Origin of the sequence: Isoptericola sp. NPDC056618, assembly GCF_042792715.1 — a bacterium.
Lineage (GTDB): Bacteria > Actinomycetota > Actinomycetes > Actinomycetales > Cellulomonadaceae > Isoptericola > Isoptericola nanjingensis.
Genome location: NZ_JBHTVZ010000006.1, coordinates 62,396 through 82,357 on the forward strand (window position 1 = coordinate 62,396; position 19,962 = coordinate 82,357).

General features: G+C 74.8%; 20 protein-coding genes and 1 tRNA gene. 8 read left to right on the forward strand and 13 right to left on the reverse strand.

Annotation, left to right across the window (positions count from 1 at the left end):
- A partial coding sequence (locus tag ACFQ8T_RS10080; RefSeq protein WP_430546404.1) for a DNA-3-methyladenine glycosylase family protein occupies nucleotides 1-949 on the forward strand: 949 nt, incomplete at its 5' end.
- An 87-nt stretch (nucleotides 950-1,036) separates the two neighbouring features.
- Nucleotides 1,037-1,555, forward strand: coding sequence for a methylated-DNA--[protein]-cysteine S-methyltransferase (locus ACFQ8T_RS10085; protein ID WP_429765768.1), 519 nt, complete (start codon nucleotides 1,037-1,039; stop codon nucleotides 1,553-1,555).
- Between the two features lie 32 nt (nucleotides 1,556-1,587).
- Here the strand turns inward: ACFQ8T_RS10085 and ACFQ8T_RS10090 are convergent, their stop codons facing one another.
- The 9 genes from ACFQ8T_RS10090 to dcd form a co-directional block, all read right to left on the reverse strand.
- Complete coding sequence (locus ACFQ8T_RS10090) at nucleotides 1,588-2,640, reverse strand: cation diffusion facilitator family transporter (RefSeq protein WP_430546405.1); 1,053 nt, start codon at nucleotides 2,638-2,640, stop codon at nucleotides 1,588-1,590.
- A gap of 23 nt (nucleotides 2,641-2,663) precedes the next feature.
- Nucleotides 2,664-3,020, reverse strand: a complete 357-nt coding sequence (gene mnhG / locus ACFQ8T_RS10095; RefSeq protein WP_430546406.1) for a monovalent cation/H(+) antiporter subunit G — start codon at nucleotides 3,018-3,020, stop codon at nucleotides 2,664-2,666.
- Nucleotides 3,017-3,418, reverse strand: coding sequence for a monovalent cation/H+ antiporter complex subunit F (locus ACFQ8T_RS10100; protein ID WP_430546407.1), 402 nt, complete (start codon nucleotides 3,416-3,418; stop codon nucleotides 3,017-3,019). The genes mnhG and ACFQ8T_RS10100 overlap by 4 nt, the downstream gene beginning before the upstream one ends.
- The gene (locus ACFQ8T_RS10105) at nucleotides 3,415-3,993 is read right to left on the reverse strand and encodes a Na+/H+ antiporter subunit E (RefSeq protein WP_430546408.1); all 579 of its coding nucleotides are present in this window, start codon (nucleotides 3,991-3,993) and stop codon (nucleotides 3,415-3,417) included. Before ACFQ8T_RS10105 ends, ACFQ8T_RS10100 begins: the two co-directional genes overlap by 4 nt.
- Entirely contained in the window at nucleotides 3,990-5,606 is a 1,617-nt protein-coding gene (locus tag ACFQ8T_RS10110; RefSeq protein WP_430546409.1) for a Na+/H+ antiporter subunit D, read from the reverse strand. The genes ACFQ8T_RS10105 and ACFQ8T_RS10110 overlap by 4 nt, the downstream gene beginning before the upstream one ends.
- On the reverse strand, nucleotides 5,606-6,151 hold the full coding sequence (locus ACFQ8T_RS10115) for a Na(+)/H(+) antiporter subunit C (RefSeq protein WP_430546410.1): 546 nt from the start codon (nucleotides 6,149-6,151) through the stop codon (nucleotides 5,606-5,608). Before ACFQ8T_RS10115 ends, ACFQ8T_RS10110 begins: the two co-directional genes overlap by 1 nt.
- Nucleotides 6,148-9,066, reverse strand: a complete 2,919-nt coding sequence (locus tag ACFQ8T_RS10120; protein ID WP_430546411.1) for a Na+/H+ antiporter subunit A — start codon at nucleotides 9,064-9,066, stop codon at nucleotides 6,148-6,150. Before ACFQ8T_RS10120 ends, ACFQ8T_RS10115 begins: the two co-directional genes overlap by 4 nt.
- Before the next feature lie 114 nt (nucleotides 9,067-9,180).
- Nucleotides 9,181-10,299 carry a hypothetical protein gene (locus tag ACFQ8T_RS10125; protein ID WP_430546412.1) on the reverse strand — a complete coding sequence of 373 codons (1,119 nt, stop codon included), beginning with the start codon at nucleotides 10,297-10,299 and terminating at the stop codon, nucleotides 9,181-9,183.
- A gap of 125 nt (nucleotides 10,300-10,424) precedes the next feature.
- The gene (dcd, locus tag ACFQ8T_RS10130) at nucleotides 10,425-11,000 is read right to left on the reverse strand and encodes a dCTP deaminase (protein ID WP_430546413.1); all 576 of its coding nucleotides are present in this window, start codon (nucleotides 10,998-11,000) and stop codon (nucleotides 10,425-10,427) included.
- Nucleotides 11,001-11,578: 578 nt separating this feature from the next.
- On the opposite strand from dcd, the gene ACFQ8T_RS10135 reads away from it, so the two are divergent.
- The 4 genes from ACFQ8T_RS10135 (at nucleotide 11,579) to ACFQ8T_RS10150 (ending at nucleotide 14,122) form a co-directional block, all read left to right on the forward strand.
- Nucleotides 11,579-11,782, forward strand: coding sequence for a cold-shock protein (locus tag ACFQ8T_RS10135; RefSeq protein ID WP_429765752.1), 204 nt, complete (start codon nucleotides 11,579-11,581; stop codon nucleotides 11,780-11,782).
- A 102-nt stretch (nucleotides 11,783-11,884) separates the two neighbouring features.
- A tRNA-Gly gene (locus ACFQ8T_RS10140) sits at nucleotides 11,885-11,958 on the forward strand.
- 158 nt (nucleotides 11,959-12,116) lie between these two features.
- Complete coding sequence (locus tag ACFQ8T_RS10145; protein WP_430546414.1) at nucleotides 12,117-12,587, forward strand: nitroreductase family deazaflavin-dependent oxidoreductase; 471 nt, start codon at nucleotides 12,117-12,119, stop codon at nucleotides 12,585-12,587.
- A 137-nt stretch (nucleotides 12,588-12,724) separates the two neighbouring features.
- Nucleotides 12,725-14,122, forward strand: a complete 1,398-nt coding sequence (locus ACFQ8T_RS10150; RefSeq protein WP_430546415.1) for a hypothetical protein — start codon at nucleotides 12,725-12,727, stop codon at nucleotides 14,120-14,122.
- An 18-nt stretch (nucleotides 14,123-14,140) separates the two neighbouring features.
- On the opposite strand, the gene ACFQ8T_RS10155 is transcribed toward ACFQ8T_RS10150, so the two are convergent.
- The 3 genes from ACFQ8T_RS10155 to ACFQ8T_RS10165 form a co-directional block, all read right to left on the reverse strand.
- Nucleotides 14,141-15,172: a pirin family protein gene (locus ACFQ8T_RS10155; RefSeq protein ID WP_430546416.1), complete on the reverse strand. Its 1,032-nt coding sequence runs from the start codon at nucleotides 15,170-15,172 to the stop codon at nucleotides 14,141-14,143.
- Nucleotides 15,173-15,985: 813 nt separating this feature from the next.
- Nucleotides 15,986-16,987, reverse strand: coding sequence for a hypothetical protein (locus ACFQ8T_RS10160; protein WP_430546417.1), 1,002 nt, complete (start codon nucleotides 16,985-16,987; stop codon nucleotides 15,986-15,988).
- A gap of 86 nt (nucleotides 16,988-17,073) precedes the next feature.
- The gene (locus ACFQ8T_RS10165) at nucleotides 17,074-17,616 is read right to left on the reverse strand and encodes a DinB family protein (RefSeq protein WP_430546418.1); all 543 of its coding nucleotides are present in this window, start codon (nucleotides 17,614-17,616) and stop codon (nucleotides 17,074-17,076) included.
- Nucleotides 17,617-17,668: 52 nt separating this feature from the next.
- Here ACFQ8T_RS10165 and ACFQ8T_RS10170 point away from each other — a divergent pair, with 52 nt between their 5' ends.
- Nucleotides 17,669-18,271: a TetR/AcrR family transcriptional regulator gene (locus ACFQ8T_RS10170; RefSeq protein WP_430546419.1), complete on the forward strand. Its 603-nt coding sequence runs from the start codon at nucleotides 17,669-17,671 to the stop codon at nucleotides 18,269-18,271.
- 40 nt (nucleotides 18,272-18,311) lie between these two features.
- On the opposite strand, the gene ACFQ8T_RS10175 is transcribed toward ACFQ8T_RS10170, so the two are convergent.
- The gene (locus ACFQ8T_RS10175) at nucleotides 18,312-19,196 is read right to left on the reverse strand and encodes a sugar phosphate isomerase/epimerase family protein (RefSeq protein ID WP_430546420.1); all 885 of its coding nucleotides are present in this window, start codon (nucleotides 19,194-19,196) and stop codon (nucleotides 18,312-18,314) included.
- 100 nt (nucleotides 19,197-19,296) lie between these two features.
- Here ACFQ8T_RS10175 and ACFQ8T_RS10180 point away from each other — a divergent pair, with 100 nt between their 5' ends.
- Nucleotides 19,297-19,941, forward strand: coding sequence for an HAD family hydrolase (locus ACFQ8T_RS10180; protein ID WP_429765739.1), 645 nt, complete (start codon nucleotides 19,297-19,299; stop codon nucleotides 19,939-19,941).
- Nucleotides 19,942-19,962: the final 21 nt, after the last annotated feature.

Genomic DNA, 19,962 nt, shown 5'->3' on the forward strand with positions numbered 1-19,962 from the left:
CGGCGCCGACGCCGCGCGCGTCCGGCTCGACCTGGAGCTGCCGGTGCGCGAGCCGTTCGACGCCCGCGGCGTCGTCGCGTTCCTCGCGGCGCGCGCCGTCGACGGTGTGGAGGTCGCGGACCTCGACGGCGACGACGTGCGGTACGCCCGGACGCTGCTGCTCCCCCACGGGCCCGGCGCGGCGGAGGTCATGGCCGGGCCGGGCGTGGGGCCCGGCCGGGTCGCCGTGCGCCTGGAGCTCGCGTCCGCCGCCGACGTCTCGGTCGCGGTGACCCGCCTGCGCCGGCTCCTCGACCTGGACGCCGACCCGGCCGCCGTCGACACGGCCCTCGCCGACGACCCGGCGCTGGCGCCGCTCGTCGCCCGCAGGCCCGGCCTACGCCTGCCCGGCACGGTGGACCCGCACGAGATCGTGGTGCGCGCCATCGTCGGGCAGCAGATCAGCGTGGCCGCCGCGCGCACGCACCTCGGTCGGCTCGCCGCCGGCGCGGGCACCCCGTACGTCTCCGCGGTCCCGGGGCTCACGCACCTGTTCCCGACGGCGGCACAGGTCGCGGCCGCGGCGGCGGACCACCTGCGCCTGCCGGCGCGCTCCGTCGCGACGGTCGTCGACACCGCCGGCGCGCTCGACGACGGCACCCTCGCCGTCGGGGTGGGCGACGACGGCGACGCGCTGCGCGCCGCGCTCGTCGCGCGGCGTGGCATCGGGCCGTGGACCGCCGCCTACGTGGCGATGCGCGTGCTGCGCGACCCGGACGCCTGGCTCGACGGCGACGTCGCGCTCCTCGCGGGCGCGGCCGCGGCCGGCGTCGACCTGGGCCTGCCGGACGACGCCCCGCGCTCGGCCCGGTCGCGCGCGCTCGCCGCCCGCGCCGGGCGCTGGGCGCCGTGGCGCTCGTACGCCGCCCTGCACCTGTGGCGCGCCGCCCTCCCGCCGACCAGGCAGTGACGCCGTCCTCAACCGGCATCCCGAGCACCCGTGCTGCTCGGCGCCCGACCTCATGTCCGACCTCATGTCCGACCTCACGGAGGAACCATGTCCGCCCGCACCACCACCCTCAGCACCCCCGACGGTCCGTTCACCGTCGTCGTCGACCCGGACGGCACGGTCCTCGCGTCCGGCTGGACGACGGACGCCGACGCCCTGGTCGGCCTCGTCCACCCCGACGTCCGGCCCACGGCCACGACGCCCGTGCCTGACGACGACCCTGCGGTCGCCTCCGCCGTCGCCGCGGTCCGCGCCTACTACGCGGGCGACGTGCGCGCGATCGACGCCGTCCCCGTCCGCCAGGTCTCCGGCCCGTACCGCGCGCACGCGTGGGACGTGCTGCGCACCGTCGACGCCGGAGACCCCGTGACGTACACCCGCTACGCGGAGCTGTCCGGCCGTCCCGCCGCCGTCCGCGCGGCGGCCGGCGCGTGCGCGATGAACGCCGCCGCCCTGTTCGTCCCGTGCCACCGGGTGCTGCGGACCGACGGCAGCCTCGGCGGCTTCCGCTACGGCCTCGACGTCAAGCGCAGCCTGCTCGCCCACGAGGCCCGCCACGCCGGCTGATCCCGGCGGCCGGCGGCCGGCGGCCGGCGGCCTCACAGCGAAGGCTCCTCCGGCGTGGACACCGTGAACACCGCGCCGGCGATGACGGGCACCCGCGTCGCCGCCCGCTCGAGGTCGTCCAGACGCCGCGCGACGGTCTCCTCCGGCTCGTTGCCGCTGAGGTCGACGCTCGCCACCAGGTACAGCGACCGCGGCCCCACGTACTCGAGCCGCAGGTAGGTGACCCGCTCCACCTGCGGCATCGTGACGAGGTGCGCGAGCACGGCGGCCCGGGTCTCGGGCCGGGCGGCCTCGCCGACGAGGAAGCGACGGTTGCGGTCCACGAGGACCAGGGAGACGACGGCGAGCACGACGCCGACGACGATCGAGCCGACGGCGTCGGGCACGGGCGAGCCGGTGAGCTGGTGCGCGAGCACGCCCCCGAACGCGACGACGAGGCCGACGAGCGCGGCGGCGTCCTCGGCGTAGACCGCGCGCAACGTGGGGTCGGACGTGACGAGCACGTGGTGCAGGACGTCATGCTCGGCCTTCTTCGCCTCGGCCCGCGCCTGCCGGCTGGCCTGCAGGAACGAGATCCCCTCGAGCACGAACGCGATGCCGAGCACGGCGTATGCGACGCCGAAGTCGCTCGCGGGCTCGGGGTGCACCAGCTCCTGGATGCCGTGCGTGATGGACACGCCGGCGCCGACGGCGAACAGCCCGATGGCGGCGAACATCGACCACACGTAGGCCTCGCGGCCGAAGCCGAGCGGGTGCTCGCGGTCGGCGGGGCGGCGTGAGCGGCGGTCGGCGACGAAGAGGAACACCTCGTTCCCGGTGTCCGCCCAGGAGTGCACGGCCTCCGCGAGCATGGACGCCGACCCGGTGACGACGGCCGCCACCGACTTCGCGACGGCCACGAACGCGTTCGCGGCGAACGCGACGATCACGGTGAGGGTGCTCTCGCCGCCGGAGTGCGCGTCCTGCACGACGCGCGGGCTGGCGAGGGGTTCCGGCGGCGCGGCGGCGGGATCGGTCTCCGCGGGGTGCGCGAGAGCGGCGAACGGGTCGGGCGCGGCGGCGTGGTCGGGCTCGGCTGGTGCCATGCGCCCGGTCTATCAGCCGCGGGTCAGTCGGGCTCGCCGAACTCGTTGGGGCGCAGGTCGTCGGGGTCGACCTTGCCCGTGCGGAACCCCGCGCGGCCCACCATGTGCGCGGCGACGGGCGACGTGACGAGCTGGAACGCGACGACCAGCACGAGCATCGCGACGGCGGACCAGCTGCGCACCCGCAGCGCGAGCGCCGTGAGCAGGAGGATGAGGCCCAGCACCTGCGGCTTCGTGACGGTGTGCATGCGGGCCAGCAGGGACGGGAAGCGCACCAGGCCCAGCCCGGCGCCGAGCGTCAGGAACGCGCCGGCGAGCAGGCAGACCGCCGCGACGGCGTCGGCGACCGTCGTCCACACCCCCGGGTCGACGTGGGTCATCGCTGGGCACCCCCCGCGCTCTCGGCGTCGTCCTCGGCATCGATGGCGCGCACGCCGTCCCGCTGCTCTCCGCGCGACACGTCGGCGGCGCGCGCCTGCGCGGCGACCTCCTCGGGCGTGCGCACGCGCCCCTCGTCCACGGGCTCCTTCGCGGCGAAGCGGGCCATCGTCACCGAGCCCACGAAGCCCACCATCGACAGCGCGACGAGGATCGGGATGGTCTCCGTGCGTCGCGACCAGATGGCCTCGATCGCGATGGCGCACACCAGGGTGACGGTCAGGGTGTCCAGCGCGACCGCCCGGTCGAGCATCGACGGTCCCCGCTCCACCCGCACGAGCGCGAGCAGCGCGGCGACCGCCACCAGCACGGCGGCCGCGATCACGGCGGCGAGCATCATGCGTCCTCCCCTCGCGCGGGCGCCAGCCCGCACCGGGCCAGCACGGCGTCGCTCGCGAACGCGCGCAGCACCCGCTCCTCGAGCGCCAGCGTGTCGCGGCGCACGGCCTCCGCACCGCCGGACGCGTCGATGTCGAGCACGTGCAGATAGACGACGCCGGTGCTGCGGCGTGCCTCGACGACCAGCGACCCCGGCACCAGCGACGACATCACGGCCGTGATGGTGAGGTACGCGTCCTCGGGGTTGCGCAGCCGGACGGCGACGATGGCGCCGTGCGGCGTCTGGCCCGGCCGGACCGCCTTCCACGCCACCTCGAACGACGCGACGAACAGGTCGGAGACGAACCGCGCCACGAGCACGACGGCACGCCACGGCCGCACCGTGCCGTGCATGTCGACGTTCGGCAGCGGGAACAGCGTGACCACCGTCCCGGCGATGACGGCGCCCGCGATGACGTTGGCCCACGACAGGTCGCCCCACAGCAGCACCCACACGACGGTGAGCAGCAGGAGCGCGTGCCACTGCGAGCCCAGCCGCCGCAGCAGGTAGGCGGGTCGGCGCGACTGCGGGCTCATCCGTGCCCACCTCCCTGCGCCGATCCCTGCGCGTCGTCGGCGTCGCCGCCCACGACGACGGACTCGCCCCGGCCGCGGTCCGCCCCGTCGGGGAAGACGGCGTCCACGTAGGTGTGGCCGTCCATCGACGCGGTGGCGGCGCGCTCGGCGTACCCGTAGAGCGGGCCGGCGGCGACGGTGAGCAGCAGGCCGAACGCGACGAGCGCGCCGGTAGGCAGGACCATGCCGCGCGGCAGCGGCACGTCGGACTCGATCTCCTCCGACGGCGCCTGCCAGAACGCCTTGTTCCACGCCTTGACCACCGCGTAGAGGGTGAGCAGCGACGTCACGACCGACCCGACGACGAGCACCCACGCCAGCCCGGTCCCCACGGTCGCGCCCTCCGTGAGCAGCCCGACCTTGCCGAGGAACCCGGACAGCGGCGGGATTCCGGCGAGGTTGAGCGCGGGCACGAAGAACAGCACCGCGAGCCCCGGGGCGAGCTTGGCGAGGCCGCCGAGCCGGTCGAGCGACGTCGACCCGCCCCGCCACTCCACGAGGCCCACCACGAGGAACAGGGCCGTCTGGACGGAGATGTGGTGCACCACGTAGTAGATGGCCGCGGCCGTGCCCGCCTCGGTGGCGAGCGCGATGCCGAAGATCATGTAGCCGATGTGGCTGACCAGGGTGAACGACAGCAGACGTTTCACGTCGTTCTGCGCCACGGCGCCCAGGATCCCGATGACCATGGTGAGCAGCGCGAGCACCATGAGCACCTGGTCCACGGTGGGGTTGTCCGGGAACAGCACCGTCTGCGTGCGCAGGATGGAGTACACGCCCACCTTGGTGAGCAGGCCCGCGAACACGGCGGTGACCGGCGCGGGCGCCGTCGGGTACGAGTCCGGCAGCCAGGCGGACAGCGGGAAGATGGCGGCCTTGATGCCGAACGCGAGCAGCAGCAGGAGCTGCAGCGCCGTGCGGACGGTCGGGTCGATCTCCGGCAGCCGCTCCGCGAGCTGCGCCATGTTCACGGTGCCCGTGGCGCCGTAGATGAGCGCGATGGCGCTGAGGAACAGCGTCGACGAGACCAGCGTGACGATGATGTACACCGACCCCGCGCGGATGCGCTCGGCCGTGCCTCCCAGGGTGAGCAGCACCGCGGACGACGCGAGCAGGATCTCGAACCCGACGTAGAGGTTGAACAGGTCGCCGGTGAGGAACGCGTTCGCCACGCCCGCGGCCAGGATGAGGAACGTCGGGTGGAAGATCGCGACGGGGATCATGTCGCCGCGCGTCGTGCCCGGGTCGTCCTCCCCCTCGGGCACGCCCTGGCCCAGCGAGTACAGGAGCACGCAGAGCAGCATCACGAACGAGACGGTGAGCATCACCGCGGAGATGCGGTCGGCCACGAGGTCGATGCCGACGGGGACGGCCCAGCTGCCGACCTCGACGACGATCGGCCCGCCGTCCGCGGCGACCAGCAGGCCGACGGACGCCGCGAGCGCGGCGGCGAGCGCGGTGACGCTGATGATGCGCTGCACGCGGGCGTACCGGTGCAGGGCGAGCGTCAGCCCGGCTGCGAAGAGCGGCACCATGACGGGCAGCGGCACCAGCGTGGCGGAGTCCCAGGGCATCACGGGCGCTCCTTGTGACGGTCGGCGTGACGGTCCGCGTGACGGTCGGCGTGGCCCTCGGCGGGCCCGTCGTCGCTGTCGTCGACGTCGTCGTACACGTCGGCGGCCTCCTCGTCGAGCGTCCGGTCCGGCTCGGTGTCGTCCGCGTCCTCGAACGCGGGGGCGTTGAGCGCCGCGTGCCGGGCGACGCGCCGGTCCTCGACGTCGTCCGCGACCTCGTCGTGGCCGTGCAGCTGCCACGACCGGTAGGCCATGGCGAGCACGAACGCGGTGAGCGCGAGCGTGATGACGATCGAGGTGAGCACCATCGCCTGGGCGAGCGGGTCGCTCATCCGCACGCCGTCCGGCGCGTTGCCGATGATCGGCGACGCGCCGGAGCGCCCGCCCATGACCAGCAGCATGAGGTTGACGCCGTTGCCGATGAGGACGAAGCCGAGCAGCACCCGGGTGAGCGGGCGCTCCAGCAGCAGGTAGACGCCGGTGGCGAACAGGACGCCGATGGCCAGCACGAGGATGGCCGGCGGCGTGTTCTCGAGGACGATCACGCGGACACCTCCTCGCGGGCGGGCCGCGGGTCCTGGCGGTCGATCTCGGCGCCGAGCGTGCGCAGCAGGTCGAGCACCAGGCCGACGACGACGAGCATCACGCCGATGTCGAAGAACAGCGAGGTCACGAGGTGCACCTCGCCGAGGACCGGGAAGTGCAGGTCGACGATCGTGCTCTGCAGCACCTCCTGCCCGGCGACGAGGGTCGCGAGACCCACGCCGGCGGAGAGGAACAGGCCGGTGCCGAGCAGCACGCCGGGGTTGACCGGCGCGGCCTCGCCCAGCTCGTACCGCCCGCCCGCGAGGTACCGCACGGCGAACGCGATGCCGACCACGAGCCCCGCCGCGAAGCCGCCGCCGGGCGCGTTGTGCCCGCTGAACAGCAGGAACAGCGCGAAGACGATCATGGCGTGGAAGATCACGCGGGTGACGACCTCGAACAGCACGGACCGGCGCTCGGGCTCCAGCGTGCTGCCCGCGGCGAGCCACACGCGGCGCGTGTGCGGGTCGGACCGGCTGACCTCGTCCACGCGGGACAGCCGCAGCACCTCGCCGCTGCGCTGCCGCAGGAAGATGAGCGACGCGACGCCGGTCGCCGCGACGAGCAGCACGGAGATCTCGCCGACGGTGTCCCAGGCGCGGATGTCGACCAGGGTCACGTTGACGATGTTCTTGCCGCCGCCCCACGTGTAGGCCTCGTCGGGGAAGTGCGTGCTGATCGGCTCGGAGACGCGCACCAGCGGCGCGGCGACGGTGAACGCCATCATGACGGCGCCGGTCACCACGGCCAGCGCGAGCCGCAGCCAGCGGCTCGCGGCGAGCGGCCGGTCGGTGAAGTAGGGGGGCATGCGGCGCAGCACCAGCACCATGACGACCAGCGTGATCGTCTCGGTCAGCACCTGGGTGAGGGCGAGGTCGGGGGCGCCGTGCAGCATGAACAGGGTCGCGTTGGCATACCCGGCGACGCCCACCAGGAGGACGGCCTTGAGGCGTCGGCGGGCGCGGGCGGCGAGCACGCAGGAGACGACGACGACGGCGACGACCGCGGCGTCGGCGGGGCGGTCCCACAGGACGAGCTCGACCTGCGGGTGGCCGCTGACCAGCCCGGACGCGAGGACCGCGCCGGGCGCGACGGCCAGGACGACCAGGATGATGCCGAGGTAGACGGGCAGCGAGCCGCGCTGGGTGGCGGCGGTGACGTCGGCCGCCAGGTCGTCCAGCCGGCGCATCGTGCGCCGGTAGGTGACCTCGGCGGAGCGCGGGGACCACAGGAAGTCCTGGGCCTTCTCCACGCGGGCGCGCTGCCAGAAGAGGACGAAGCCGGCGAGCAGCACCAGCACGGTGATCGCGAGGACCGGCGTGAACCCGCCCCACAGCACGAGGTGGCCCGGCTCGCCGCCCGGGTAGCGGTCCGCGTACGGGGCGAGCAGGCGCTCCCCCGTCGAGGGGACGAGCCCGACCGCCAGGCCGAGGACGGCGAGCACGAGCGGCGGGGTGACGAGCAGCCACGGCTGGCGGCGCACCGGCGTCGCGGGCGCCGGCTCCGCCGCGGCGTCGCGCGTCGTGGGGGTGTCGCCCAGCGCGGCGGCCGCGGTGGCGCCCGGGCGCCGCTTGGTGCCGAACGCGCCCCACGCGAACCGCAGGCCGTACGCCACGGTCAGCGCCGAGCCGACGACCACCGCGAGGAGCGCGATCCACTCGACCGCCCCGGCGCCGTGGATGACGTCGTGCCACAGGCCCTCGAGCGCGGCCTCCTTGGCGACGTACCCGGCGAACGGCGGGAAGCCGATCATCGACGCCGTGGCGAGCACGCCTGCGACGGCGGTGAACGGCATCGTGCGCCAGAGCCCGGACAGCTTGCGCAGGTCGCGGGTGCCGGTGGCGACGTCGACCGCGCCGACGACGAGGAACAGCGCCGCCTTGAACATGGCGTGCGCCCCGAGCATCGCGAGGCCGGCCAGCGCCAGCGCCTTGCTCCCGAGCCCCAGGAGCAGCACGATCAGGCCGAGCTGGGAGACGGTGCCGAACGCGAGCACGAGCTTGAGGTCGTGCTGGCGCAGCGCCTGGTAGCCGCCCAGCAGCAGGGTGCCGCCGCCCAGGACCAGCACCAGCCAGCGCCAGACGGGCAGGTCGGCGAACGCCGGCGCGAAGCGGGCCACGAGGTAGACGCCCGCCTTGACCATGGCCGCCGCGTGCAGGTACGCGGACACCGGCGTCGGGGCCGCCATCGCCGCGGGGAGCCAGAAGTGGAACGGGATGAGCGCGGACTTCGTCGCGGCACCCGCGAGCAGGCAGACCGCCGCCCACGTGACCGCGGTGCCCGACGGCGGGTTCGCGACCAGCTCCGAGACGCGCCAGGTGTCGCCCACGACGCCGAGGATGATGAGCCCGACCAGCATCGCGAGGCCGCCCGCCGTCGTGACGACGATCGCCTGCATGGCCGCGCGACGCGACGCCTTGCGGTCGGCGTAGTGGCCGATCAGCAGGTAGGAGAAGACGGTGGTGAGCTCCCAGAACACGAACAGGAGCAGCAGGTCGTCGGCGACGACGAGGCCGACCATGGCGGCGGCGAAGGCCGTGAGCACGGCGGCGAACCGGCCGAGGCCGAGGGCGTCGCGGGCGAAGTAGGCGGAGCAGTAGAGCAGCACCAGGGCACCCACGCCGCCCACCACGAGCAGCATGAACCACGCGAGCGTGTCGAGCTGCAGCGTGATCGACAGGTGCAGGCCGGGCACCCAGGGCACCTCGGTGGTCGGGAAGTCTCCCGCCGTCACCCGGGGGGTCATCGCCAGCGCGTACGCGGCGGCCGACGCGGGCCCGAGGGCCAGCACCCAGAAGGCTCTCCTGCCCACCCACGCCACCAGAGCCGGCGCCGCGAGGGCCAGCAGGAAGGTGAAGAGCAGCACTGAGAGCACAGCACTCCGTCCGGTCGAGGGGCGGGGCGTCGGCTTTACTTTACCGGCATCGAGCGATGGTCCGACGCTGACGAGATGACACGTCGGTGTGACCTGGGTCGCTCGACGCCGTTCCTACAGGTCCTCAGCGGCCAGCAGGAAGTCGGCCTCGTCCGCGATCTCGCCGCCCACGGCGGCGTGGATCGCCACCGCCATCTTCCCGACGAGGTCGGCGGCGCGCCGCCGGGCGACGACGTGCGCCGCCTGCGGGAACTCCTGGTTCGCCTCGTACAGGTCCGGCGGGTCCCAGCGCACGTGGTAGCAGACGGCGCCCGCGGCAGCCCACGGCAGCTCGCGCACCAGGAGGGGCAGTGTCTCGTCGCCGATCACCTCGACGGTGACGGAGCCGTCGAGGCCGAGGTCGGTCGTCAGGCCGTACGCGTCGAGCACCATCGGCGCCTGCAGGGCCTCGATGTCGACGTCGTCGGCGCGCTCGTGGATCGCCTTGCGCACCTCCGGGTCGAGCGGCTCCCCCGGGTACAGGGGACGGTCCGCGATCCCCGCGGGCGGGCCCTCGTACGGCCTGCCCTCGGTCGCGAGCCGCACCCGCGGGTGCGTGGCCTGCAGCACGCGGTGCGCGGCCTGCGGGTCCAGCCAGATGTCCGAGTACACCGTGAGGTCCACCGCACGATCGGGGTCGGGGGTCAGCACGACGCCCGGGCCGGCCGCGCGCCGGCCGCCGTCCGCGTCGTCCCACTGGCCCGCGACGTCGAGCCGCACCGAGCCGCCCAGCCGGCGCGCCGCCTGGAGCAGCCAGGAGACGACCCGCTCCTCCTCGCGGTTCGGCAGCGCCCCGGGGAACGCCCGCCCGAGGCCGTCGCGGTCGCCGCCGAAGCGGGCCGCGTCGTCCCAGCGCTCGCGCGGGCACACGACGTCGAACACCATCGCGGTGCCGCCGGGCAGGCCCGCGTCCACGCCCTTGCCCGACGGCGCGTACGGGCCGGAGACCACGCTGTGCCGCGACAGCCGAAGCACCCCGGGCTCCCCCGGGTTCGCCATGCGACCCACGGGGACGTCCGCGCCGGGCAGGTCCGCCGGGACCACGTCCCAGCGCGTGCCGACGAACCGCGACATCGCGAGGACCTCGATCTCGTCGACGACGACGTCCGACGGCACCCCCAGCAGGTGACGCGCCTGATGACCCTGCGCCGCCACCTGGGGCAGCGGCGGCAGTGCGGGCTGGTTCTGGGCCACTTGGCGGATCTCCTTCCGGGACCGGGGCGCGCCGGTGCCGGCGCGGCGGGACCGAGCGTAGCGACGTCCCGCCCCGTCGCGGAACGGCCCGTCAGGCGCCCCGGTGCCGCGGCCGCGCGCGGCGCTCAGACCTCGCTCCGGTGGAACGACTGCCAGGACCGGCTCGCCGTCGGGCCGCGCTGCCCCTGGTACCGCGAGCCGTACGCGTCCGAGCCGTACGGGTGCTCCGCCGGCGACGACAGGCGGAAGAAGCACATCTGGCCGATCTTCATGCCCGGCCACAGCGTGATCGGCAGCGTCGCGACGTTGCTCAGCTCGAGCGTGACGTGCCCCGAGAAACCGGGGTCGATGAACCCGGCCGTGCTGTGCGTGAGCAGTCCCAGCCGGCCGAGCGACGACTTGCCCTCGAGGCGCGCCGCGACGTCGTCCGGCAGCGTCACCGACTCGAACGTGGAGCCCAGCACGAACTCGCCGGGGTGCAGCACGAACGGCTCGTCCGGCGACACCTCGACGAGGCGCGTGAGCTCGGGCTGCTCCTGCGACGGGTCGATGAACGGGTACTTGTGGTTGTCGAACAGCCGGAAGTACCGGTCGAGGCGGACGTCGATGCTGGAGGGCTGGAGCATCGCCGGGTCGTAGGGGTCGAGGACGACCCGCCCGGCGTCGAGCTCGGCCCGGATGTCGCGGTCGGAGAGCAGCACGGGGACACGGTAGTCGCGTCGGCGGGCGGGCGCCCCGTCGTCCCGGTGCCGGAGCCCGGCCGCGCCTCGTGTACCCTGGAGGCCGCGCACGCCGCGGGATCCGACCCCGGCACTCTTCGGTACCTCGCATCGAAGCCAGGTCCGCGCGCAGACGGCGACCCGCCGTCCACGACGATCTCCGCCCGACGAACCGAACACCGAGTCGCGCGGAACGAGAGCAGAGCAGAGAGCATCACTTCTTCCACCATCGCAAGGCCCACGTCCGCGTCCGCGGCGGAGGGCAGCACCCGACCTACCCCCGTGTGGCGCCGGGCCGACGACGACCTGTGGGTCGCGACGGTCGACGGCGAGTACGGGGGCATGATCACCCGACTCCCGGACGGCTATCACCTGCACGACCGCTTCTCGCGGCCCGTCGCCGTCGTCCCCACCCTCGCCGAGGCGACGGGGCTCCGCGCCCCGTCCCGCCGCGGCGCCCCGCGTGCTCGCCGAGCCCGCGCCCACACCGTCCGCACCCGCCCGGGTGCGACGACCGGACCCCGGTTCGCGGGTCCGTCGCATCAACGAGAGAAGACACCATGACCACCGGAACTGTGAAGTGGTTCAACGAGGAGAAGGGCTTCGGCTTCATCGCCCCCTCCGACGGCACCGCCGACGTGTTCGCGCACTACAGCGCCATCGTCGCGGACGGCTTCCGCTCCCTCAACGAGGGCCAGCAGGTCGAGTTCGACGTCACGCAGGGCCCCAAGGGCATGCAGGCGTCGAACATCCGCCCGCTCTGACGCCGCCGCCGGCACGCCGTCCGCGGCGTGCCGGCCACCGGTTCGGAGCATCACCCCCGGTTGGGTATGATCGGGGCGCGCACACCGTCAGGGTGCTGCTGCGCGGGTGTAGTTCAATGGTAGAACTTCAGCTTCCCAAGCTGACAGCGCGGGTTCGATTCCCGTCACCCGCTCCACCGCGAGGCCCGGACCGTTCGGTCCGGGCCTTCGTCGTTCCCCGACCGGACGCTCGGCGCGGCACTCCGTGCTCACGGCGGCAGTTCGAGCTGCCGCCGTGAGCACGAACTGCCGCGCCGACGGGACGACGACGGACGGCGACGATACGTTCGCGGGCATGAGCCTCGCGTCCCGCATGCTGCACACCCGCTGGTTCGTGCGCGCGCCGATCGGCCTGTTCCGGGCGGGACTGGGCTTCCTCGCCGGCGGACGGCTGCTGATGGTCCAGCACCGTGGGCGCAGCAGCGGGGAGCGGCGCTACGTCGTGCTCGAGGTGGTCGCGCGGCCGGCGCCGGACCGCGCCGTCGTCGTCGCCGGGCTCGGCCCGCGGTCGCAGTGGTTCCGCAACGTGCAGGCCGACCCGCGCGTGCTCGTGTCGATCGGGACGCGGCGCGACGTCCGGTCCCGCGCCGTCGTGCTGGACCCGGACGACGGCGCCGCCGTCCTCCGCGCGTACACCGACGCGCACCCCGGGCCGTGGGCGCAGCTCGGCCCGGTCCTCGCCGAGTGGGCCGAGCCCCTCGCCCGCGAGCAGGGCGAGGCGGACTGGCTGCGGGTCGTGCCGGTGGTCGAGCTGCGCCTCGGGTGAGCGCCCGGGGCGACGATTTCACCCGCTGAACGACGCACCTCACCCCCGGTCCCACGGGCGGCACCACGGGGCCGGTGCCTACGCTGCTCGGGCCGATCGCGCCCGCCCGGCGCGCATCCGGAGCCCCGGGGGGAACCATGCAGGCACGCGCGATCACCGTCGTCGCCCTCGTCACCGCCGCGCTGCTGGCGGAGCCGCTCGCGGCCGTCGGCGCCCCACCGTCGGCGGCCGCCGTCCCGGGCGCCGCGGTCCCGAGCGCCGTGGCGCACGCCCCCGGCGTCGACGACGCCGCGCCGGACGACGTCGTCGACGACACGGTGCGCTGGCAGTCGGCCGTCACCCGGCCGGACCTCGCGGGCACCGCCCTCCGCGCCCGGACGGACCGCACGGCGCACCGGGTGGACGTCGCGGTCGCGACACCGCGCTGGATGTCGACGACGCGGGCGGCGCGGCTGGTGCGGGACGCCGACGTCGACGCGCTGCTCGCGAAGGTGTCGGCGTACTGGTCGGAGCAGTCGGGCGGCCGGGTCAGGTTCGTGCGCTCCTCGGCGGTCGAGCGCGTCGACACGGGCGACGGCCGGTGCACCACGACCGGCCGCATCCTCACGGAGGTGAAGCGGGGCGGGCGCGCGCACTACGGCGCCGGCTGGTGGGACTCCAGCACCCGCGGCCCGGGCACCCGTGAGCACCTCGTGGTCCTCTTCCCGTACCTGCGGGGCGACTACCCCGGCGGTCCGCGCGAGGCGGAGACGTGCGGCGGCACGCTCGGGCTCGGCTCGCTGCCGAGCAAGGCGAGCCGCGACAACCCCGGAGGCTGGTCGTTCTCGCTGTTCGGCGGCCCGGGCGGCGCGGCCCGCAGCTCGCGCTTCACGCACCCGCAGTACCGGACGGCGGTGTCCACCCTGGCGCACGAGCTCGGCCACAACATGGGCCTGGAGCACTCGGGCGTCGGCTGGTGCACGGGGAGCGTCCCGGACCGCACCTTCACGTCCTCCCGCTGCGGTGCGGTCGAGGGCCTCGACCCGATGGACCTCATGGGTGCCGACTTCGCCGCCGTCGGCACCGCCCCGCTGTCGGGCGCTCAGAGGAAGCGCCTGGGCGTGCTCCCGTCGTCCGACGTCGTGACCGTCACGAAGGAGGGCGGCGCCCGCACCGTCACGCTCGACGCCCGGCACCGCAGCACCAGCCGGCCCACGCTGCTGCGCGCCGTCGACCCGAAGACCGGGCAGTACTACTACGTGGAGTTCCGCCGCCCGTCCGGGGCCACGTACCGATACCTCGGCGGCATGCCGTGGCGGGTGGCGAGCGACTACACGGTCTCGTACGGCGTCACCGTGAGCCGTCTCGGGTGGCGGGGATCGACCTGGGCCTATCCCGGCGAGCACCTGATCGTGCCGATGGGCAAGGAGTCCGCCCGGCGCTCGAACCTGGGCGAGGGGTCGTCGTTCACCACCCGCTCGGGCGCGATGCGGCTCACCGTGCGCTCCACGTCCGACGGTGTCGCGAAGGTGCGCGTGACGTTCCCCCGGACCTGACCGCGGCCCGTCGGCCCGTCAGCGGCGGGTGCGCGGCCGCAGCCGCACGTCGGGCAGCACCGGCGCGCGCAGCGGACCGCTCGCGTACCCGTGCACCTCGCCGAACCGGCGGCCCGCGGCGCCGTCGGCGTAGCGGGTGGGGGTGCCCTCGCCGTCGTCGGCGACCTGCGCCATCCAGTCGGCGCGCGCCCGCGCGACGTCGTCGTGCGTGCGCCCCACGAAGTTCCACCACATGACGACGTCCTCGGTGAACGGCTCGCCGCCGATGAGGACGGCGCGCACGGGCGTGGCGCCCGCCGTCACGACCAGCCGCTCGCGGCCGGGGGCCACGTAGCCCAGCTCGGCGGGCGGCACGGTCTCGCCCTCGAGCGTGGCGTCGCCGGCGTCGACGAGCAGGGCGTGCTCGAAGCCCGCGTCCGTCCCCAGCGTGACGCTCCCGCCCGCGGGCAGGTCCAGCTGGGCGCCGACGATCGGCGTGTACGTGCGGGCCGGGGACACGAGCCGCTCCCCCGCGACCTCGAGCCCGCCCATGAACACCTGCACGCGTGCGCCGCCCGTCGTCGCGACGGGGAGGTCGCCGTGGTGCTCGAAGTGCGGCGCGGACGTGCGGTCGGCCTCGGGCAGCACGGTCCACAGCTGCACGCCGTGCAGCAGGGGCGGGCGGCCCTCGGCGGGCGACTCCTCCGAGTGCGAGATGCCGACGCCCGCGGTCATGAGGTTGAGCTCCCCGGGCCGCACCGTCTGCAGGGAGCCCACCGAGTCGCGGTGCAGGATCTCGCCCGCGAACAGCCACGAGACGGTCTGCAGCCCGATGTGCGGGTGCGGCGGCACCTGCATGCCCGCGGACGCCGAGACGTCGTCCGGCCCGTAGTGGTCGCAGAAGCACCAGGCGCCGACCAGCGAGCGCTGCCGCTGCGGGATGGTGCGGCGCACGTTCATCGCGCGAGGGCCGCCGAGCGGGACCTCGCGGGCGGTCAGCAGCTCGACTCCGGCCGGGCGGTCGCCGGCGGTGCAGGTGCGCTCGGCGGGGCGGGTCTCGAGGTTGCTCATGGCCCGAGCGTAGGCCGCGCGGCGCGACGGCGAGAGCACGCGGTCCGGACGTGCCGAGGCCCCCCGGGGCGGCCGGGGGGCCTCGGAGAGAACCGCGTACCCCTGATCGACGGTCCCGGGGACCAGGGGTGCCGTGGCGACGTCACGACCCCGACCGCTCGCCGTGTCCCGTCGAGGCCTGGTGCGTCGTCGCCTCTGCAGAACCCGTTCTCCACGAACAGCCGGACGCGGGTGGTCTTCCGGCCCCGTACAGGCACCTGTGTCGTCACCCACAACCCGCACCGCGGTACGGGACGGCCCGTCGTTCTCCGGTCGACCGTGTCCCGTGGAGCGGGCAGGCGACCGCCTTCTCAGGTGATCTCCGACCCGATCTCCGCAAGACCGGTACGCACGTTTCTAGACCTGCTGCGGGTGCGGTGCAAGGGGTGTGGAGCAGGTTTTCCGGGTGGATCCTCCGGCCACAGGCTCGTCCACAGGGCGACCCGCGGAATCCCCACGTCACCCACAGGCCTGTGGAAGAAATTTGTGGACGACGCGCCGGGCGCGACACGCCCCGCCCGCCCGCGAGGACCGCGCACCGCCCCTCACGAGCCCGGCCCCACACCACCCGGGCCGCCGCGCGATCCGCAGGATCTCGCGGTTTCCGCGGGCATCGGGTCCCGCCGGCCCGCGCCTCCGCACGCCGCCCGGCGAGCGCCCGCACACCGTTCCACCCTGGAACGTCGCAGGTGAGGCACCACGGGAGAACGCGTCACCGTCCACCCACGCCCTGTGGACAAGGGCTGTGGACAGGGGCTGTGGACGACCGCGGCCTCACACCCAGGCGCGTGAGCCCGGCGTCGGGGCCGCGCGCCGCAGCTCCAGCTCCTGCGTCGTGATCTCGAAACCCGCGTCGTCGACGACGGCGCCCGCCGCCCGGCCGTGCAGCAGCGTCGCGGCCCGCGCCAGCAGGGCCCGCGCCCGGTCCCGGGCGATCACGTGCAGCCCCGACGGGTCGGAGACCCGCAGCTCGTACGGGTCCTGGGGCCGCCACGCCAGGCGGACGACCGTGGCGGGGGCCCCGTCGGGCCACGACCGGGCCGCGAGCGCGCGCGGCAGCCGGCCCGTCTCCTGGGTGACCAGGAGGTCGCCGTCGTACGGCGTGCGGGCGAGCACCCGGTGACCGGGGCCGCCCGGCACCGCCTCGAGAGTCGAGGTGGCGACCACGGCCCGCACCACCTCGAGCAGCTCCCCGGCGGGCACCGGGCGTGCCGGCCAGACCGACAGGTCGACGGCGGCGCCGGGGTCGGGGCGCAGCACCTGCCTGCCGTCGGCGAGCAGCAGCCCCGACGTGCGTCGGGCGACCGCGACCGCCCAGCCGACGACGCGCAGCTCCTCCCCCACGGGCAGCGCCGCGGCGAACGCCCGCACGATCCCGTCGCGGTCGTCGTGCACGGTGGGCCGACCGCCCCGGACGTCGAGCGCGCCGTCCGAGCGGCCCAGCGCCCAGGCCTCGGCCGGGTGCGCGCACCCCAGCGCCGCGGCCGCGTCGGCGTCGAGCGGGAAAGGCCCCGTGGCCCGGTGCTCCTCGCCGAGCCGCAGCACCCCCGCGGACGGGCGGGCCGCGGCGCGCACCCCGTGGAACCGCGCCCCGCCGCCGGTCCGCGACGGTCCGGCCGCGGACGGCGGGGTCAGCCAGCCGACGTCGGCGAACCAGGCCGCGGCCAGCCCGGGCAGGTCGTGGCCCGGCCCGCCGCCGTCGCCGGCCGTGCGCGGCACGACGACGACGTGGTCGGAGGTGTGCTCCGCGGGGACGAGCGCCGGGACCCTGGCCATGGCGCGGACCGTACCGGCCCCGCCGTCACCTGTGTGTCACGACCGTGTTGCGAACGTGTGACCTGCGCAGACGCGTGGCGAGGCCGTCAGGCGCGCACGTCGTGCAGGTGGTGCACGACGTCGTGCAGGAAGTACTGCCCCAGCGTGCGGACGGTGAAGACCGAGCCGTTGGACCGGCGCCCGGTGCGCTCCGCCTCGCCCGGCGCGACGGCGTCGAACGCCGCGGCGACGGCGGCACCGTCGGCGTCGAGCTCGGCGACCAGGGTCGCGACGTCCTGGTGGGCGTAGTCGCCCTCGAGGGCGGCGACGTCCTGGTCCCAGTTCGCGAACGCCGGGTCGTCCTCGGCGAGCATCAGCGCGAGGCGCTGGTCGAAGATGCGGAAGACGTCGCGCACGTGGGCGGCGTACTCGAGCGTCGACCAGACCTCGGGGCTGGGCCGCGCGGCCACGTCGGGGCGGGCGAGGGCCGCACGCCAGCGCGGCAGCGTCTCGCGGACGGCCGGCCCGACGTCGGACGGCGCGATCTCGGCGGCCGCGAAGCCGCACTCCGGACAGGGGCGCTCCAGCACCCAGGTCCAGTCCTTGGTGTCGGGGACGATGCCGTCTGGCTGAGCGGTGGGGTCGGTCACAACCGCACCCTAGCGTCCGGAGGTGCTGACAACGGGTGCCTATGATGTCAGCATGCCCAAGATCATCGGGAAGAGCCTGCACGAGCACCGCCAGATGACCCGGCACAAGCTGTTCACCGCCCTCTCGACGCTGATGTCCGAGCGAGGGTTCGACTCCGTGACGCTGGCCGACATCGCGACGGCGGCCGGCGTCGGTCGCACCGCGGTCTACAACCACTTCCCCGACAAGGAAGCGCTGCTGCTGGGGTTCATCACCCACGAGACCGAGCAGTACGCGCAGACCCTGGAGCGGGCCCTCGCCGAGGTGGACGACCCCGTCGAGCAGCTCCGGACCTACATCCGCCAGCAGGCCCAGCTCACCCGCGTCTTCCACCTCGCGCCCGGCCCGGACCTGCGCACCGTGCTCTCGCGCACCACGCAGGCGCGGCTGCGTGAGCACGCCGAGATCGTCGAGTCCATCCTCAAGCGCATCCTGCGTGCGGGGATCGCGGAGGGCGAGTTCCCCGAGCAGGACATCGAGCCGACCGTGCAGCTCGTCAACGCGTGCCTGTCGGGACGGCTCATCCCGGACGACCCCGCCGCGCGGGAGCGCGCGATCCGCGCCACCGAGGCCTTCGTGCTGCGCGCCGTCGGCGCCCGCGTCGCCGTGGCCTGACCGCGACGCCACGACACCGCGACGCCACGGCCGGCGGCGCCTACCAGGCGTCGGCGGGCAGGTGGTGGTGCTCCGGCGGGGGCGGCTGGTACGGCTCCGGCACCGGGGCGAGGTGCGCCCGCGCGAACTTCAGCGCCGCCTGCAGGTCGGCGTGCCGCTCGCTCGCGGTGCGCGCCTTGCGCGTGGAGATCTCGACGACGACGTCGCCCGCGTAGTCGCGCCGCGCCAGCTCCTCGAGCACCTTGTCGCAGGCCATGTCCCCGCGGCCGGGCACCATGTGCTCGTCGCGGCCGGACGCCGTCCCGTCGGCGAGGTGCACGTGCCGCAGCTTGTCGCCGAAGCCGTGCACCAGCGCGAGCCCGTCCTGGTGGGCGATCGCCGCGTGGGAGAGGTCGAGAGTCACGGCGTCGTAGTCGTGGTCGGCGGGGTCCCAGCCGGGAAGGTAGGCCTTGAGCTCGCGGTCGCCGCGGGAGCGCGGCTTCCAGGGATACATGTTCTCCACGGCGACGGTGACGCCGCCGTCCTGGTGGAGGCTGGCCTCGTTGAGCTCGTGCACCAGGTCCTGGAACTGCCGGGCGTACTTGTACTGCCAGCGGAACGGCGGGTGGACCACCACGGTCGGGGCGCCCAGCTCGCCCGCCATGTCGACGGCCCTGCGCAGCTTGTCGGCCGGCGACCGGCCCCACACCCGCTGGCTGACCAGCAGCGTCGGGGCGTGCACGGACCGGATCGGCATCCCGTGCTCGTCGGACAGCCGCTGCAGCTGGGCCGGGTCCTGCGTGGCGGGGTCGGACCACACCATGACCTCGACGCCGTCGTACCCCAGCTCGGCCGCCACCTCGAACGCGAACGCCGCGCGGCGCGGGTACACCGAGGCGGTCGACAGCGTCACGGGGACTGCCTGGGCTTCGCGCGGTTCGGCCATGCTTCGCACGATAGCGGCAGGATCTGAACGGACGCTGACAACGGGCTGTCCTCCGGCAGCGCGCAGGATGCCAGGGCGCGTGCCCGATAGGGTCACGGGCATGGTGCGTGCGGTGGTGTTCGACGTCGGCGAGACCCTCATCGACGAGACCCGGATCTGGACCCGCTGGGCCGACCGCCTGGGCGTGCCGGCCCTGACGTTCCTGGGCGTCCTCGGCGGGTGCGCGGCCCTCGACCTGTCGCACCGGCACGCGTTCGAGATGGTGCGCCCGGACCTCGACGTCCCCGCGGAGATCGAGCGGTGGGCGGCGGACGACCCGGCCGGCTTGCGCGAGAACTTCGACGCCGACGACCTCTACCCCGACGTGCGCGAGGCGCTGGCCGCGCTGCGCGCCGCGGGGCTCGCCGTCGTCGTCGCCGGGAACCAGCCGCCGCAGGCGCGCGCCGCGCTCGAGGCGATGGACCTGCCCGTCGACGCCATCCGCACCTCCGACGAGTGGGGCGTGCAGAAGCCCGACCCGGGGTTCTTCGCGAAGGTCGCCGAGCTCTCCGGCGTGCCCGCCGCCGAGATCGCGTACGTCGGCGACCGGCTCGACAACGACGTCCTGCCTGCCGCCGACGCCGGCATGATGCCGATCCTCGTCCGCCGCGGCCCGTGGGGATACCTGCACGCCGAGCGGCCCGAGGCGGCGCGCACCACCGTCGTCGACTCGCTGCTCGAGCTGCCCGCGCTCCTCGCGGGCTGACTCTCCTCGCGTGCGGCCGCT

What these genes read in the sequence shown, in the direction of transcription:
- ACFQ8T_RS10085 (WP_429765768.1), top strand. Translation starts at nt 1,037, where the DNA reads ATGTCCGCCCGCACCACCACCCTCAGCACCCCCGACGGTCCGTTCACC.
- ACFQ8T_RS10090 (WP_430546405.1), bottom strand. Translation starts at nt 2,640, where the DNA reads ATGGCACCAGCCGAGCCCGACCACGCCGCCGCGCCCGACCCGTTCGCC.
- mnhG (WP_430546406.1), bottom strand. Translation starts at nt 3,020, where the DNA reads ATGACCCACGTCGACCCGGGGGTGTGGACGACGGTCGCCGACGCCGTC.
- ACFQ8T_RS10100 (WP_430546407.1), bottom strand. Translation starts at nt 3,418, where the DNA reads ATGATGCTCGCCGCCGTGATCGCGGCCGCCGTGCTGGTGGCGGTCGCC.
- ACFQ8T_RS10105 (WP_430546408.1), bottom strand. Translation starts at nt 3,993, where the DNA reads ATGAGCCCGCAGTCGCGCCGACCCGCCTACCTGCTGCGGCGGCTGGGC.
- ACFQ8T_RS10110 (WP_430546409.1), bottom strand. Translation starts at nt 5,606, where the DNA reads ATGCCCTGGGACTCCGCCACGCTGGTGCCGCTGCCCGTCATGGTGCCG.
- ACFQ8T_RS10135 (WP_429765752.1), top strand. Translation starts at nt 11,579, where the DNA reads ATGACCACCGGAACTGTGAAGTGGTTCAACGAGGAGAAGGGCTTCGGC.
- ACFQ8T_RS10145 (WP_430546414.1), top strand. Translation starts at nt 12,117, where the DNA reads ATGAGCCTCGCGTCCCGCATGCTGCACACCCGCTGGTTCGTGCGCGCG.
- ACFQ8T_RS10150 (WP_430546415.1), top strand. Translation starts at nt 12,725, where the DNA reads ATGCAGGCACGCGCGATCACCGTCGTCGCCCTCGTCACCGCCGCGCTG.
- ACFQ8T_RS10155 (WP_430546416.1), bottom strand. Translation starts at nt 15,172, where the DNA reads ATGAGCAACCTCGAGACCCGCCCCGCCGAGCGCACCTGCACCGCCGGC.
- ACFQ8T_RS10160 (WP_430546417.1), bottom strand. Translation starts at nt 16,987, where the DNA reads ATGGCCAGGGTCCCGGCGCTCGTCCCCGCGGAGCACACCTCCGACCAC.
- ACFQ8T_RS10170 (WP_430546419.1), top strand. Translation starts at nt 17,669, where the DNA reads ATGCCCAAGATCATCGGGAAGAGCCTGCACGAGCACCGCCAGATGACC.
- ACFQ8T_RS10175 (WP_430546420.1), bottom strand. Translation starts at nt 19,196, where the DNA reads ATGGCCGAACCGCGCGAAGCCCAGGCAGTCCCCGTGACGCTGTCGACC.
- ACFQ8T_RS10180 (WP_429765739.1), top strand. Translation starts at nt 19,297, where the DNA reads ATGGTGCGTGCGGTGGTGTTCGACGTCGGCGAGACCCTCATCGACGAG.